General features: G+C 42.7%; 11 protein-coding genes and 2 pseudogenes. 6 read left to right on the top strand and 7 right to left on the bottom strand.

All coding sequences use genetic code 11. From position 1 onward, the window contains the following. Window positions 1–311: 311 nt before the first annotated feature. From OSC7112_RS32460 to OSC7112_RS32440, 4 genes are all read right to left on the bottom strand, one after another. On the bottom strand, window positions 312–1,739 hold the full coding sequence (locus OSC7112_RS32460; RefSeq protein ID WP_015179667.1) for an ATP-dependent DNA helicase: 1,428 nt from the start codon (window positions 1,737–1,739) through the stop codon (window positions 312–314). A gap of 197 nt (window positions 1,740–1,936) precedes the next feature. Beyond that, entirely contained in the window at window positions 1,937–3,229 is a 1,293-nt protein-coding gene (locus OSC7112_RS34960; protein ID WP_015179666.1) for a hypothetical protein, read from the bottom strand. Window positions 3,230–4,028: 799 nt separating this feature from the next. Next, complete coding sequence (locus tag OSC7112_RS32445) at window positions 4,029–4,343, bottom strand: hypothetical protein (RefSeq protein WP_015179664.1); 315 nt, start codon at window positions 4,341–4,343, stop codon at window positions 4,029–4,031. Further along, on the bottom strand, window positions 4,315–4,623 hold the full coding sequence (locus tag OSC7112_RS32440; protein WP_051041636.1) for a hypothetical protein: 309 nt from the start codon (window positions 4,621–4,623) through the stop codon (window positions 4,315–4,317). Before OSC7112_RS32440 ends, OSC7112_RS32445 begins: the two co-directional genes overlap by 29 nt. A 116-nt stretch (window positions 4,624–4,739) precedes the next feature. Between OSC7112_RS32440 and tnpC the strand changes: the two genes are divergently transcribed. From tnpC to OSC7112_RS37510, 6 genes and pseudogenes are all read left to right on the top strand, one after another. Beyond that, window positions 4,740–6,236, top strand: a complete 1,497-nt coding sequence (gene tnpC, locus OSC7112_RS32435) for an IS66 family transposase (RefSeq protein WP_015176254.1) — start codon at window positions 4,740–4,742, stop codon at window positions 6,234–6,236. 1,261 nt (window positions 6,237–7,497) lie between these two features. Further along, window positions 7,498–8,983 (top strand): annotated as a pseudogene (gene ltrA, locus OSC7112_RS32430) (group II intron reverse transcriptase/maturase); the annotation flags it as partial. Between the two features lie 248 nt (window positions 8,984–9,231). Then, window positions 9,232–10,923, top strand: a complete 1,692-nt coding sequence (locus tag OSC7112_RS32425) for an IS1634 family transposase (RefSeq protein WP_150111640.1) — start codon at window positions 9,232–9,234, stop codon at window positions 10,921–10,923. A 309-nt stretch (window positions 10,924–11,232) separates the two neighbouring features. Further along, window positions 11,233–11,601: pseudogene (locus tag OSC7112_RS32420) on the top strand (HNH endonuclease); the annotation flags it as partial. Window positions 11,602–11,870: 269 nt separating this feature from the next. Next, entirely contained in the window at window positions 11,871–12,053 is a 183-nt protein-coding gene (locus OSC7112_RS32415) for a hypothetical protein (protein WP_015179663.1), read from the top strand. A gap of 121 nt (window positions 12,054–12,174) precedes the next feature. Then, window positions 12,175–12,444 carry a hypothetical protein gene (locus OSC7112_RS37510; RefSeq protein ID WP_015179662.1) on the top strand — a complete coding sequence of 90 codons (270 nt, stop codon included), beginning with the start codon at window positions 12,175–12,177 and terminating at the stop codon, window positions 12,442–12,444. Window positions 12,445–12,619: 175 nt separating this feature from the next. On the opposite strand, the gene OSC7112_RS32410 is transcribed toward OSC7112_RS37510, so the two are convergent. The 3 genes from OSC7112_RS32410 to OSC7112_RS32400 all read right to left on the bottom strand — a co-directional run bounded on the left by OSC7112_RS32410 (window position 12,620) and on the right by OSC7112_RS32400 (window position 15,117). Continuing rightward, the gene (locus tag OSC7112_RS32410) at window positions 12,620–13,327 is read right to left on the bottom strand and encodes a hypothetical protein (protein ID WP_015179661.1); all 708 of its coding nucleotides are present in this window, start codon (window positions 13,325–13,327) and stop codon (window positions 12,620–12,622) included. A gap of 173 nt (window positions 13,328–13,500) precedes the next feature. Continuing rightward, window positions 13,501–13,956 (bottom strand): hypothetical protein, encoded by a 456-nt coding sequence (locus tag OSC7112_RS32405; protein WP_015179660.1) that lies wholly within the window; start codon window positions 13,954–13,956, stop codon window positions 13,501–13,503. A 94-nt stretch (window positions 13,957–14,050) separates the two neighbouring features. Beyond that, window positions 14,051–15,117, bottom strand: a protein-coding gene (locus OSC7112_RS32400) for an ISKra4-like element ISOni1 family transposase (protein WP_150111761.1) whose coding sequence is annotated in 2 segments (ribosomal slippage) — window positions 14,051–14,949 and window positions 14,949–15,117 — 1,068 coding nt in all. Because the reading frame shifts where the segments join, the coding sequence is not laid out codon by codon here. Window positions 15,118–15,125: the final 8 nt, after the last annotated feature.

Genomic DNA, 15,125 nt, shown 5'->3' with positions numbered 1-15,125 from the left:
TTCCCCTTGCTTTTCCGTTTCCCTTTCTTCTTATTTTATAAATAGGACTTACGCACAGACTCTACTTGTAGGGTGCTGATGGCACACGTTACTACTACAGATAGTATGAAAATTGACTTATGCAGCGTAAGTCCCGATGGAGAAGCTTTCTGAAAGTTGAGCGTTAGTGACTGTTTTTTAGAAAGGACTTTACCTGTTAGTTGAGGACTTTACCTGTTATAGCAACAGCCAAGACGGTTAGGACATTCTTAATCGCTGAAACCATTGCTATTACTGCTTCTTCCTTCTTCCTTCTGCTATAGTTGAAGACTTTACCTCTTGGTTGAGAAGTTTACATTGTACTTGAGAATTTTATTGTTTGAGTACGAGTCATTGGGGGCAACAAATAATATCCGATATCGGCAGCGGCTTGCACCGACATAATAAAGTCGATGGTACTCTTTAAGTTTCTGTTGCCTGCTCAAATCTTGACCGATTAACAATCTGCTGAAAAGGTCGCTTCCGTCAATGCCAACTTCATCAAAAGTGCTGCCTTGCGAATTGTGAATAGTCAGAGCAAAGCAATTGTTAATTTCAGCAAACAAGTCATCTTTGAACCAGTAATATTTCCTCCAAAGAAATCCATTGCGTTTAGCACTCTTTAGCTTTTCTTTAAGTTCAGCCTGGTAGCGCTTATTTTCCGACTCGTGCAGGACAAAGATTTGCCGAAATAAACCGTCATCAGTTACAATCAATAGCCGCCAAACTCGATAGCCTCCGTGCTGGTTAATCTCAACTTCCTTGACGGTAAATTCCGTTGAAGTCGGCAAAATTACGGTTTTGCCGTCAGGTGCCATGACGGGTTTTTTGGTAATTAGCCTTTCTCCCGGTACAAATCTGGATGCAGCTTGACCGTAGACTTGCTTTCTGATAAGCTGATTGTAGTAGTTGACTCGTTTGTTAGTCCAGCACAGAATTCGGAAGCAATCGGGATTTTGACCAAATTCTCGCTCGATCGTTTTGACGGCATATTGCAGCAGCGTTTCTGATTTGACTTTGAATGCACCGTTTGACTTGTCTCCTTTTTTGTATTTAGAGTATGGCAAAAATATGTCGGCTTTACTATTGACAAAAGAGCGGCATTCTGTTAGAAAATCGAGCACAGGGCTTTCCCCTGCTTGCCTGACAACTTGGGTCAGTACAGCTTTATTGGTAATGCTAAAAGCAGGCGACTTTTTTTCTCCTACAGGATTGAGTTGAGCGGGGTCGCCCATTAAAATTAGCTTGCGGTGATTGAAGAATGTGCGTTCAAAATTGCGTTCTATCCATTTCCACAATTCGCTTCCAACCATCGAACATTCGTCGAGGAAGATGATATCGTAGAGGTGAAGGCTGCTGGAACTTGTCTGTGACAAGGCTTTTTCTTGTTCTTTTCTGACCATGCCTAATCCTAAAAGTTGGTGTATTGTCATAAAATCAACTCCGAAAATGCCTTGAGACGCTGCCATTTTTCTGAGGATGCCGACTGCTTTGTTAGTAGGTGCTGTGAGGGCAATGCGTTTGCTTTGACTCAAGAGTTCTTGGATAATTTGAAAGACGATTGTGGATTTTCCAGTTCCTGCGTAGCCGCACAGCAAGAAGAATGACTCGGTAGTGGTTAGAAAGCTTCTTAATTTGTCGATGGCTTGCTGCTGTTGCGGTTTGAGCGTGAAGGGAAATTGTGTAAGTTTCTGGGGTTGTTCGAGTAAGGTTTGAATCATTAGTTAGCGTCCATTACTAATTTTATCAACCTCTGATTAAGCGTTAGCTTGAGAGGAGTGGGACTGGGGAGTGAGAATTGGGGAGTGGGGAGTCAGCCTGTATAGCTTGGTGAAAAATGCTCTCAAACGCTTGAAATTTAGTAAGACGCCATCGCTCTAATTTTGTTGGGACAGCGAACGACAATAAACAAGATTTATTAGGGCGTATCTTCTAAATTAAGTTCCGCAACTTTTGCCAGAGCTTCTAAACGCTTGTGTAATGTTTTATGCCTGGGACATTCTACAGCGTACTCGTATTTAGCACCTGTATGTTGAAGTTCGGAAATCTGGCAGTCAATTAAGTTACTAAGATGACCGACTAGCTTTTTAACAGGTATTAGCCACGCCTTAGCTAATGCTTTAGTGCGGAATCCTATCCAAGCTCTAAAGTAAGACCCGTTTTCGCTAATTTGATATGCTACGTTGGGCGATAATTTAACAATAGGTTCAATTCGGGTCACACCCAAACATTTGAGTTCTGTTAAGGTGTAGTTTTGAATATCCCCATTGTCCCAATAAATTTTTATGGATCGTATTACCTCAATATTCAAACTAATAATTGTCCCCATTCGTTGAGTTCCTTCTCGCTGCTGTAAAAGGCGAGTTTCCTCTCTAAATCCGTTCCATCCTTGTTTTTTAACTAAACTTTCAATGCAGTGCTTCCAGGCTTCTTCCCAAGCTATCTCAAAGTCAGAAAGATTGAGGGGTGGAGAGTAAAAATTAGGAAGCTTCCCTGCTTCCCACTCCCCACTCTCCACTCCACCCATTTCTTCGCTCAATTGTCGAGCCAGTTTTTCTTTTAACTGCTGTTTGTGGATTGGCATAGCGAATTCTAAAAAATTGTCGGGTACTTCGAGAGCTAAATGCGTTTTAGCTCGGATTCTGATATCGGTAACAGATAAATAGCTGGCGGCTTTTAATTGTTGGGGTGTCGGGATATCTATGGTACAAATTGTCGGGTAGCCGGGAAACAAGTTGATGGGAAAGTGATACAATTGGTCGATAGCCGAGATGAGAATGTGGTGTTCGGTCAGGGATTCTACTTTGAAAGGAGTTGCATTGCTGAATTGTACCTGGTCGGAATTAGCCAGTACGATGGTTGTGCAAGTTGGAAGTTCTCCAGCAGTCTTTTTAGGGATAAACTGAGGAACGAGGGAGATTGTGAGGGCGCGGATTTCGTCGAGGTTATAAGTCCAAGAAAATGAATCTTCGCCGGGACTTGCGTCCCAAGTAATTGTCACAGGTTTTTCAGTTTTGTTGAGAGAAGTAACAATACCGTATTGGTTGCCTGTTTTTACGATCTCGTTTAATTTGAAGGGATGTTCTTCAGCAGGTGCCTCCGCGAGAAAAGGAAAAATTACTGCAATCACTTCTTGGATTTGAGGGGAGTGCTGGCTGGCTGATTCAGGAAAGGTTTTGTGGGGGTTAATATTAGAATTGTTAGTATTCATAACGGTAAAAAGTTGGTTATCCCTTAACTTCTCCCGCTAGGGGGTAGCTTTTAACTTAGAGCGTTTTTCAAGCAATGGTTCTTGCTTATTGCATTGCCGGAAATGACTTAGCTGTTGTTAGAGGGGAGACTCTGTTGCTGCAATCGCCAACTATACTGGTATCAGCCAGCCCTAGAATCGCACAGCTATCAACTTTAGGATTATTACTCATATAATTAGAGAAATCGATACAAAATGCGATGGCTCCTTTGCGTCAATTAAAACTCTAATAACAAGCTCTAATTAGTAGAGTTTAACAAACCCGGTTTTGAGCATCTATCACTCCAGTTAACAGCCCCCAGTAGATAAAAAATTACCCCAGCTATCAGTAGGAGCTGTAGCTGGGGTAATTCGCCCGAAAGCGGATATATTAATCTAACGCAGCTATATCGATTAATTCGATTTCACATAGAGCTGCGTCGTTATTCTTTAGGCAAAGTAGGCTTTGGTGGGATGTCAAAAACAATCACAAATGTGAATTCTTTGACAAACCGTTGCAAAACCCGAAAATGATCGTCTGCATCCCTCCTCCTGCGAAATCGCGCCACAACAATACGCTGACAATTAGGAAGCAGCTTAATGATGCACCACGGATGCAATCTCTCAAAATAAGTCATTTTAACCTCACCAGCGACAGTAACAGGTTGCGTTCTTTTTTCCTTGCTTGCCATTACGCTAGTTGAGAGAATATTCTTCAAGACAGGTCACGCTGACCTTGACAATTAATTAGGTTTGTGCTTTAAACCGCTCAAATTCTCTTCTAACGCACCTTCTTATCTTCGGAATGCGGACACAGCAAGTTCGCCAGTACGTCGGGAATCTCCTCAAAGTGTTCCAGCAGAAAATCCATTACTGCCAAATGGCGCAAATCAACAGCAGTAGGAAATCTTCGATTTTTTCCGCGTTTAAACCAACCCTGTACCGTCGAATCAGAGCGGGAACAAATGGAGGCAATTTGCTCGTAACTTACGCCCCACTTGACATAAAACTGTTTCGGCGTCATGCCCAATTGGCATTGGCTGTAAACTGCAATCAAATTGCGTTCTCTATCTGTCAAAGTATGCGGCTTTTTCATCCTCATACCTCTCTAAATCTTCCTCCCACGCCGTATCAAATTGACACCAAGCTGTACTCTTGGAATTAGGAGCCAGCCAAATTATGTAGCACCAAATCCAGCAGCAACGGCGCGGTTCGTAGTTGTAAAATTTGCCAATAACTATTCCCCAGTCACCTTCTTCACCAACATCAGTCCAGCGCACCATCTCGCCACACTCAAAGCGCGGGGGATGAATTTTGGCAAAATTTGCAGGCAACTCAGTTGAAGGTGGTATATCATTCAACTGGTAACTGCTCACCGCAACTGCGTTGCGGTATTGCTAATGATGGCAATCGAGCTGGCCTCTGTTGCATCTGTTGCAAGTGTAGTAAGGGGTTGAGCCAAAGCCGACGAAAATAGAGTATAGTAGCTTTCATGCTTAAAACACCAGCACTGACCAGCGAACCACCAGAGATAGCCATCGCAGTAGAGCAGATGGCACAGACAATGCTGTCATTAGGAGAATGGCTGCTCAAGCAACAACAGCAACTCAAACAGCAACAGCGAAAACTGGCAGAAAAACAGCAGCTTATCGAAGAACAACAACAGGAAATCGAACAGTTAAAAGAAGCATTATCCAAGCTGAAAAACCGCTCCTCATCAAACAGTTCTATCCCTCCATCAGCCGACCAAATTAAAAAACCTAGCGACAAAAGCAAGCGAAAAAAAGGAAAAAAACGCGGTCCAAAATACGACCATCCGGGCAAGACACGAAATGGATTTGGCGAACCCGACCACATCATTGAGTTACAACCCGAGCGATGTCCAGTTTGTCAGGCAGGAGTTGAGGCGATCACAACAACACCAACCAAAGTGCAACAAGTAGCCGAATTGGTAGAGCAACCAGTAGAAATCAGAGAATACCGTCGCCCATTATGTCAGTGTGTTGATTGTGGCTGGTCGGGATACTCTCAACTACCACCCTCCGTCATCGAAGGGTTTAGCTATGGTAGCAGGTTATGTAGCGTGGTGGGTTGGCTGGGATATGGTGGTAACTTACCCTGGAGAAAACAAGAATATTTTGTGGAACACGTCTTAGGAGTACCCATCTCTCAAGGAAGTTTAGCCAAAATGCAGCGCTACTTTCAGCAAAGTTTGCAGCCAATTTATCAACAATGGCTCACCTACGTGCAACAGCCGGGAGTGCGCTGCGTAGATGAAACAACTTACTGTATTGATGGCATCAAGTATTGGTTGTGGGTAGCCACCAGCGATCGAGTTTGTGTACTATTATTAGCTCCGACTCGGAGTAGTGCCGAACTTCAGCAGTTATTGGGACAAAACTTTGAAGGCATTCTCAGCAGCGATTGTTTCAGTGCTTACAACCGACAATCAGCAGCGGCGAAACAGAAATGTTTAACACATCTGGAACGAGATTTAGAAGCACTCAAGCTCAGTCGATTTGAAGCTAATCGTTTGTTTGCCCAAGGCGTGGGTGAGATTTTAACCACTGCCAGAACTTTGCACAGGGACTATCATGCTGGGAAATTGAGTTGCCTTCAACTCGCTGGCAATCGTTCGGTAATTGAAGCTCAACTGCAAGCAGTTTTGCACAATCCACCAGTTACGGGATGGCCTGCCGATGCCCAACGATTAACCAACCGAATGCAACGTCATTGGACAGAGTGGTTCACCTTTTTAGATTATCCACAAGTGAAACCTGATAACAATGATGCCGAAAGAGCTTTACGTCCAGTAGTTGTACATCGGAAAGTAACTGGCGGGGCGCGCAGCGATTGGGGCGCTCAACTGGTGGCTCAAATGTTCAGCTTTCTCGAAACAGTTCGGTTGCAAGGACATGAAGCGATCGCGCAACTTTATCAGTTACTTTGTTTAGCAGGTCGTAGTCCTCCGGGTTTACAGTTCAGTTGAACTTAATTGTGGGCTTGTGACGGTAGCTATTTTCAGTGGCAGCCTGCATTTTGAGCTTGGGAAATTTCCCGTTTCTACAAAACGCGCAAATTTTTCCATCACCATTTGTGGCTCCATTTGCGATACTGCAACGCAGTTGCGGTGAGCAGTTACTTCAACTGTTTTAGTGGCAGGCCCGAAATCAAATCTCGCTTTCCTTTTGAGATTGACATGAGTTATTAACTGTGCATCGACTGCAACAGATTTGTTTTGATAGGTTTTTAGGCCAATTTCTTGATAAAGAAATTGCTGGGCGATATTTCCTTAAATCAATCAATTGGAATCTATATTTGACGAACTATTCTCAAAGCCCAACTCTGGCTAGGCTATCAGTTTTTTGAGATACCGCCCAATCGCGTTGATGTCAAGTCCGGTTGCAGCAGACTGGTATAGTAAAGGTGTAGGTGCGATTCGTTTAGCCGAAACCTGAAAGAGGGGATGGCTAGCAGCGATGGGGTAAACCCAAGCAAGGGTTAGAGATCGCACTTTAATCCCCCACCGCCGACAACTTACTATTCATGCAGGTGAGGAAACCTAGTCAAGCATCTAGCTCTCGACAACTAGGGGAAAAGGGGAAAGATAAAGGTGCAAGCCAACATCATAACCAAAATCCAAAATAAACCAAGTCCTGACATCATGGTGCGTGATTTAAAGCACACAAAGAACCAGAAATAAATCTGGTTTCCCCTACACAAAGATTGACAACCTTTGCGTAAAGCAGGGGTGAACGCGGACTATCGGGATAGCTGAATACCGACACCGCAAGCAAAAATCCTATAACCGAAACATTACGAAAGTAATGAAGTCGTGGGGTAGAAGCGCAAGCTAGCAAATTGTCGATACAACCGTCGTAATTTATTGCCAGAGGATATAAGCTCTCTCAGAGAAATCTGAACTTCTGGGTCAGGAACATCTGACAAGGGTAAGGACTATCAGACTTCTACAACCGAGATAGCGCACCACCTAGAACCCCGGCGGAAAGACAAACCCTAACGGATTTAATCAATGGATAGTAGGAACGAAGTAATCCTTTTGTATGCTCCTCTTCAAAGAACAATTGTTGAGGTAGGCTGTCAGGCTACACGCTGCGAAAGGCTGGGATGGTTTAAGAAGCTAATGCCTAACCTGAAATAACAGGTAATGCCGAAAAAGGGATGGGGTAATGCCCAGGATATGCTGACGTAAACCGCGAAGGTGGTTAAGTGAAAAGGTGCAATTAGTAATGAACAAGCCTAAATCTGATTTGGAAACAAATACAGAGGGATGGAAAGCTATTAATTGGCGTCAAGCCGAAAGATATGTTTTCAAGTTGCAAAAACGCATTTTCGCTGCTTCCCGTTGTGGTGATGTCAAGAAAGTTCGCCAACTTCAGAAGACGCTGATGAGGTCTTGGTCTAATAGGATTTTGTCAGTAAGAAGGGTCACTCAGGATAACACTGGTAAAAAGACGGCAGGAGTGGACGGGCTAAAAAGCTTAACCCCAGCAGCTCGTCTAGAACTGGCAAGGGAATTAAAACTAACCGGAAAATCCAAACCGACTAGAAGAGTTTGGATACCAAAACCAGGAAGTAATGAAAAACGCCCACTGGGGATACCTGTAATATATGACAGAGTTTTACAAGCCGTAGTAAAATCCGCACTTGAGCCGGAATGGGAGGCAATTTTTGAGCCAAACAGCTATGGTTTTAGACCGGGCAGGTCATGCCACGATGCGATTAAGCAGATTAAACTCTGTATTCAACATAAAGCGAAGTTTGTACTAGATGCAGATATAGCTAAGTGTTTTGACCGCATCAACCATTATGAACTACTCCAAAAGTTGAACATAAAAGGCAAAATCAGGAGACAAGTAAAATCCTGGCTAAAATCTGGAGTAATTGACGATGGAGTATTCACTGCAACATCTGAGGGTACGCCACAAGGCGGGGTCATTTCTCCGTTATTGGCAAATATCGCCCTCCACGGGCTTGAAAATACACTCATGGAATACGCCAAAACCATAGACATGAAAGATAAACGTGGTTATCAACTTGACTGGCGACACAAAGTAATGTCCTTGAGCTTCATCAGATATGCTGATGATTTCGTGGTTTTACACAGAGATAAGCTCGTAGTCCAAAGATGTCGAGAGATAATCTCGGAATGGTTAGCTGGCATGGGTCTAGAATTAAAACCTGAGAAGACGAGGCTAACTCACACTTTCAAAAATGAATTAAGTGAGGATGGTAAAGCTGGCGCATGACTTTTTAGGTCATCACATTCAGCAATACCCTGCTGGAAAACATCGGAGCAGTTTAAATCTGCACCGTGAGATATTAGGTTTTAACACACTCATTACCCCAAATAAGAAGTCCAGTAAGGCTCACCAAGAGGAAATCGGAAGAATCATCAAAAAACATATCTCATCGCCACAATCGGCGTTAATTAGAGACTTAAACCCTGTAATAAGGGGATGGACTTCTTTTTATACAAACTCCGACGCTAAAACCGTTGGAGAACTAGCTAAACAAGATAACCTCACATACCTGAAACTTCGACGTTGGGCAAAACGCCGTTGTGGAAACATCAATGCAGGACATCAACTGTATTGGCATTCTATTGGCGGTGATAACTGGGCATTCTCAACCAGAGAAGAGGGAGCGAACCCTATAAGGTTACTAAAGCATAGAGAATTCGAGTGTAGCAGCACCGACTATGTGAAAGTTAAAGCCCACATTCCGCACCCTCAACTGGCACACACGCAGTTGGGGTGCCCCGTCCGAGTCGATCAGTCGGCTCTAGATGAGTAGAAATACTCTCGCCTGCCGTGTCAGGTGATCGAGCAAGCGATCGATTCAGTTGGAAAATGTACGAGCGTGTAAATTAACAACAAAAACCAATTATCCCCCGTGCGACGCGGAGGATAAAAATAGTCTAAACTCAAGTAGCAAACAATTCGCTCGATCGAATGAAACCCGTGCATCAAGCAACTGAACTCGCCGTCTCTAACCTCGACCATCTTGGTTTAATAGCAGGTCTAGTTGATGAAATAGAAATTGTCCAAAAAATCAATGAGTTAGTAGGGGAACAACCGGGTGAGATTGTCAGTCCAGGTCTAGCAGTCAAAGCAATGATTATCAATGGGTTAGGGCTTGTTTCCGCTCCATTATACTTATTTCCTAAATTTTTTGAAGGCAAAGCGCTCGAACATTTAATGGGTGAAGGTATTCAAGCATCACACCTGAATGAATACCGTTTAGGTAGAGTATTAGACAAGCTATATTTAGCAGGCAGCAGCCAAATATTTACAACTATTGCCGCTTCAGCAGCTCAAAAATTTGAGCTCGATACAGAGACATCCCATTTAGATTCAACTTCCTTTCACCTGCATGGCAAATACGAATCCGAGCTACCATCTGTATCTGTTATCGAGCCAGAAACGGCGCTAGATAGCGAAGATAGCGAAGATAGCGAGTCAACTAAACCCGTGTCATCTGCCGTGCCAATTAAGATTACCTACGGCTACTCCCGCGATCGCAGACCCGACTTAAAACAATTCATTTTAGATTTAATTTGTAGTAGCGATGGAGATGTACCGCTATTTTTACGGGTGGGTTCGGGAAATGAATCAGATCGAGCCATATTCGCATCAATTTGTCAGGAGTTTAAACAACAGTTAAACCTTGACAGTTTAATGGTTGCAGATAGTGCATTATATTCAGCTCCTAACTTAGAAATGTTAACCAATTTAAGATGGTTAACCCGCGTACCGTTGAGTATCAAGCAAGCGCAGCAACTGGTATCTCAGTTAAATGAAGCAGAATTTACCCCCAGTTCTGTGAGTGGATATAGCTGGTCAGAACACAAAAGTAATTATGGTGGAATTGAACAAAGATGGCTAGTAGTAGAGAGCAGTTTGCGACGCGATTCAGACCGACAAAAACTCGAAAAAAAACTCAAAAAAGCCCAGGCTGAAGCTGAGAATAAACTGCAAGAACTCTCAAAAATTGAATTTGCTTGTGCCGCCGACGCTGCCGCCGCAGCTCATCGCTTATCCAAACAACTAAAATTTTACAATATCACCCAAGTTAGTAGCAAAGAAATTACAGTAAAGACTAATACTAACGATCCAAATGCTCGCGAGAAATCCAGCTCGAAACAGAGATTTAAAGTTCAAGCAAAACTGGAACCAGATACAGGTGCGATCGCCAAAGAAACCAAAGCCTGTGGCAGGTTTATTCTCGCCACTAATGTGCTGGAAACTCAGCAATTAGAGCCTGACGATATGATTGTGAAATACAAAGAACAGCAGTCAGCAGAAAGAGGGTTTGGGTTCTTGAAAGATCCGCTGTTTTTTACGGACAGTGTATTTCTCAAGTCGCCGGAAAGAATCGAAGCTTTGGCATTGGTAATGGGTTTGTGTTTGTTAGTCTATACTTTAGGTCAAAGGTTACTGCGTCACAGTTTGCAACGCACTAATTCCCAATTGAAAAATCAGTTGGGCAAACAAACTAATCGACCGACGCTCCGTTGGATTTGCCAGATATTTCAATCAATTCATCTGGTGAGCCTACAAGGGATTCAACAAATTTCTAATTTAACAGCCGAGCGAATGGCTATATTGAACTTGCTGCCGCTCTCCTGTAAGTCTTATTATTTATTAATCTGAGATCGAGCAGTTTGTTTGATGAGCAAAACTGACAGAAATTTCATAAATATTTGATTCAGTAGTGATGTGTAATTATCAGGCTGCTGGAAATATCTGCTGTCGATTAATAGTTAATTATGACGGATGAAGGTGTTGTTAGATATCGAGAATCTAGGATTTGCCCGAAAGCAGTTAATTTTCAACTTGCCCCAACAGGTCGATGCGATTGTGACCCAACAGGTCGCGGGTATTTTTGATTATTATCTCGGACGAGAGACTCGGACGGAGCACCCCAACTGCGTGTGTGCCAGTTGAGGGTGCGGAATGTGGGTTAAAGGAGATAAAAGTCCTTACGATGAGGACCTAGTTTATTGGAGTTCCAGAATGGGGAAGAATCCTGATTTGCCAAGTAGGGTATCAAAACTCCTGAAATGGCAGAAAGGGAAATGCCCTCATTGCGAATTTATTTTCAGAAATGAAGATGTAATGGAAGTTGACCATATCGTCCCCAGAGCCATTGGAGGCAAGGATGAGTACAAAAATCTTCAACTATTGCATCGGCATTGTCACGATGTTAAAACTAAAGCCGACCTGGAATTAATTAGGAAACATAACCTGGAATTCGTATCTTCAGGAAAGAAACCTCAAACAAGTCGGAAGAAAGGGAAGCCCTCAAATGACAAGAGGACACCCGAGTAGCCGTGTGAAGCGAAAGTTTCACGCACGGTTCCGAATGGGAGGGAGAAGATGGTAACATCTTCTTTCGACCCTACCTTGCTTTCGTCAGCGAGGTGCGATGATCGACAAACGTCTCCAAATCGAACCACACCGGGAAGTAGAAGAACTATTGGAGAATATTGATGACTTGTTCTTCAGAATATAACCAGCCAGCCAAAAAGGTTGCAGGTAGAATCAAACAATAGTATAATTAGATTAGTGGCTAATAATTTTATTGGTGGCGCGGTGTTATGACAGCCCTTGAACCTGTTACCTTCAGAGACCTCATCGACGCGATCGCCACCTTGCCGATTATCAACTTTCCCGAGAATTCGAGTCAGTTGAATAGCAATAAGCGGGAAGTGAGTTGCAACAAGCGCCTCCGATTGCCCAGAAAGCGATTGAGCCGGATTTGGTTGGCTATCAAAGAATAGAAGCCAGCTAGCCTACTTGACGTAAAGCGCTCTTTCCTGGGTTATTGTCAAAATCCCTTTTATTCCTAAAGAAAAAATAGCCCAAAGGAAGTGGAATGGATTTTGGGGCCGGATTGTGGAGGTGGGAGCGACTTTGAAAGTCGATATGGGTTCAGAGGTGGTGTCGCTCCTTCACTCAGATGTGGTGGCAATATGGAACCCAACGCCGAGTTTTTGCTCAATAGCTGAGCGAATTCTTAGGCTGCAAAGCTTCGGCACGGTGTACGAGTTTGGGAAAATAGTCTTGAACAGGATGCAGAGAAAAGTGGTTTGGGATGCAGCAGCGCTAGCTTATCTGGATGCTGTGGAACAAGTGGAATTGGCGCGGCGGGCGATCGAACAGGCTTTATAATGAGGCTCTCGTTTACTGGCACTAAATTCGTAATTAGCGATCGGTTTCTTTAATTCCGAATTATTTTGCCATTAGCTTGTACCTTTAATTACGAATTATTCAGTCACCCCTCGTTCGGGCGATCGCACAACTAGAATTTGTTTGCGTCGTGCGATCCCCCCTACCTTCTTATCCTTTACGCGGCAGACGGCAACTTTTCAACTTCTTTCCCCAAAAACCGCACGTTGACGATTTCCCTGTAAGCCTCTAAATCGGGCTGCCAATTCTCTAAAAGTTTGTACAAATGTTGCAGTTTCTCGCCTTCTAATTCCCCTGTAATTTCGTACTGGAAACTACCGGAGAACAATACTGCGGGAGTTGGTTCTGCATCTTGTAATTGCAGCAAAGCTTCGGCAACGCTCAAGTTGAGTTCTCCCTGTTCTAGAGAGTACACTAAATTAACCGCTGCTTTTACAGGAGCTTTCCCCACATCAGACCAAGTGCCTTTTGCGAGTAAAGTGGACGTGATAAACTCGCGGGCTGCATTTTCATCGCCAGTTTCAAAGGTGACGAAACTTCTGGGGTTGATGCTCAAATTTTGATAGTCGGTGCGGGGTAGTGCTTCAACGTACTTGCGGATGATGTCGGGAATTTTTACGTCTTCTTGTGATTTTGTAGAGAGAGATTCGATGAAGGTGATGGCGTTCGATTGGGCGACGATATTGATGCCGTTGGTGAAGGCAACTTGAGAGATTTGGGGGCTGAAAACGGGAGGGCGGGCGAGTTCCCAATCGGTGGGGACGATGCCGCTGTATTTGAGGAAGTCTGCGTTGAGGAGGGTAGGGGAGTGGTTTTTGGCAGTCAGGGCTAAAGCTAGTTCTTGGATGGTTATTGTGGGTTTCATGGCTGTTTGTAGGGTGGTAGTGTTTGCATTTTATACTGTATATGGCTAACCTAAATCATTTGTATAATTCTCGTAACAGCAATCCCTTGTGGTTGCCACTGATTGTTGGGTAGGCGCTCCTGGCACTGCGCCTACAGATTTGCAAAAATGGTTTAGACACGCTATACTATCTGTCAGAGATTAAATTGTTTTTTAAAATCTTTTGTAGCATTTGTCAAATCATATTTAACACTTCCACTTTCCAGTAGCTCGCCATAATTCAACATAAAAGTATTTACTTCTTGCCAAATTATTTCAATAAATACCCCAGGCGAGATTTCATCAATTAACTCACTTTTGGCAGTAGTAAGTATTAAATTACTAGCATCTTTTTTAACTATGAAAAACTCAAAAGAACACCCAACTCCTACAAAATCATATGTTGTTTTTCTTTCAGGTATACTTAATACCGCACAAATGCCATAAAGAAGATCGATTAAAGATATAAAAATCATCATCGACTGATTTTTGTTTGATTTTGATATTTTTGAAGAGATTGTCTTATGTCTTCCTTGAAGAGTAATATGACCTCTAGTGTAGCTATCAATTTCTTCTTCTAATTCATCGATTTCTATTTTGAAAACTAGCATATTTTATTACTCACTTTGAACAGGGAACATACTAATAACTTCTCCCGTAGTAGTATCTACACTGACGCGGGTGCATCTCACTTTGGCACATACATCAAATTGAAAGTTGACCGTTGAGATAAGCACAGCGAAGAGCCAGGATTGAGGAAACGTTCTCAATATTCCATTGCGCTCCCGATATTTTCACCCTTAATCCAATGCGTTTAATTGTTGATTCAACTGTTCCCGAACCAATCGAACTTATGGACTCTTCTTTGTAGTATTGGTAATTCACTATTCGGCAGCGATGGGTCTCTAAATAATTGCAAAACGTTTTAAATGCTTGACTTTTAAAGTCTTTAAATAAATTTCTAACTTCATCAACTTTGCCTTGCCATAACATATTTTCTGCTAATTTCAATCGTTTTATTGAACCCCCTACCTTGTAGAGATTTTCTTTGAGATGATACCAATCTAAAATTTCTTGTCTTTGTTCATTATCTCCAATTTCTTTAAAGATGTTCCAAATCCCGGCATGACCATCTCCTAGACAATACATAGGGTGTAGTAATTTTTGGCTATTAGTCCAATCAATTAAATCTTGATTATTTTGAAAAAAGGCTCCCGAATAAACATTATCTAAACACACGGCTTTATAGTCTTTCCAGTAACAGCTCTCGCCCTTGGTTTCGTTGCGTAGTCTAACTTTCCCGCCATCCAATGTAATTTCTTTGACTCCTTGTTTAGATGTAGGCAATTCAAATTCTTGTCGCTTGACTAATCTTTGTAATGTACTGTGAGAAATTTTGATCCCCGTAAATTTTTCCAAATCTTTTTCGGCGCTTTGATAAGATTCGTTAGCAGTGATTAAAAGACAGCAATTTTCCATCAGTGGACTCAATTGACTGTAAGCTTTTAAGCCAAAATATTTTGCCTGATTATCTGTAATGTCGAGCGAGCCGATTATTGATTTTATTTTTCGGGGTTTTCCTGTTTGAATTCCTGATACTGCTGAAAAAAAAAGTTACCTATTTCTGGACCAACTTCTGATAACATTTTCTGACGGACTGATTTTTCTATACTTTCAAAACTTTTTAACTCGGTTGGCTCTGTATTTCTGTAAAGAATTTTTGCTACCGCTTTTAAGTGGGCTTTTAGTTGTTGTTGGTCTGAGGGTGTCATTTTATTTA

This window comes from Oscillatoria nigro-viridis PCC 7112, from assembly GCF_000317475.1.
GTDB classification, from domain to species: Bacteria; Cyanobacteriota; Cyanobacteriia; order Cyanobacteriales; family Microcoleaceae; genus Microcoleus; species Microcoleus nigroviridis.
This window is presented reverse-complemented; position numbering and strand designations above follow the sequence as displayed.

Bases quoted from the DNA above. Each gene is read 5' to 3' on its own strand.
- OSC7112_RS32460 (WP_015179667.1), bottom strand. From the start codon at position 1,739: ATGATTCAAACCTTACTCGAACAACCCCAGAAACTTACACAATTTCCC.
- OSC7112_RS34960 (WP_015179666.1), bottom strand. From the start codon at position 3,229: ATGAATACTAACAATTCTAATATTAACCCCCACAAAACCTTTCCTGAA.
- OSC7112_RS32445 (WP_015179664.1), bottom strand. From the start codon at position 4,343: ATGAAAAAGCCGCATACTTTGACAGATAGAGAACGCAATTTGATTGCA.
- tnpC (WP_015176254.1), top strand. From the start codon at position 4,740: ATGCTTAAAACACCAGCACTGACCAGCGAACCACCAGAGATAGCCATC.
- OSC7112_RS32415 (WP_015179663.1), top strand. From the start codon at position 11,871: ATGACAGCCCTTGAACCTGTTACCTTCAGAGACCTCATCGACGCGATC.
- OSC7112_RS32410 (WP_015179661.1), bottom strand. From the start codon at position 13,327: ATGAAACCCACAATAACCATCCAAGAACTAGCTTTAGCCCTGACTGCC.
- OSC7112_RS32405 (WP_015179660.1), bottom strand. From the start codon at position 13,956: ATGCTAGTTTTCAAAATAGAAATCGATGAATTAGAAGAAGAAATTGAT.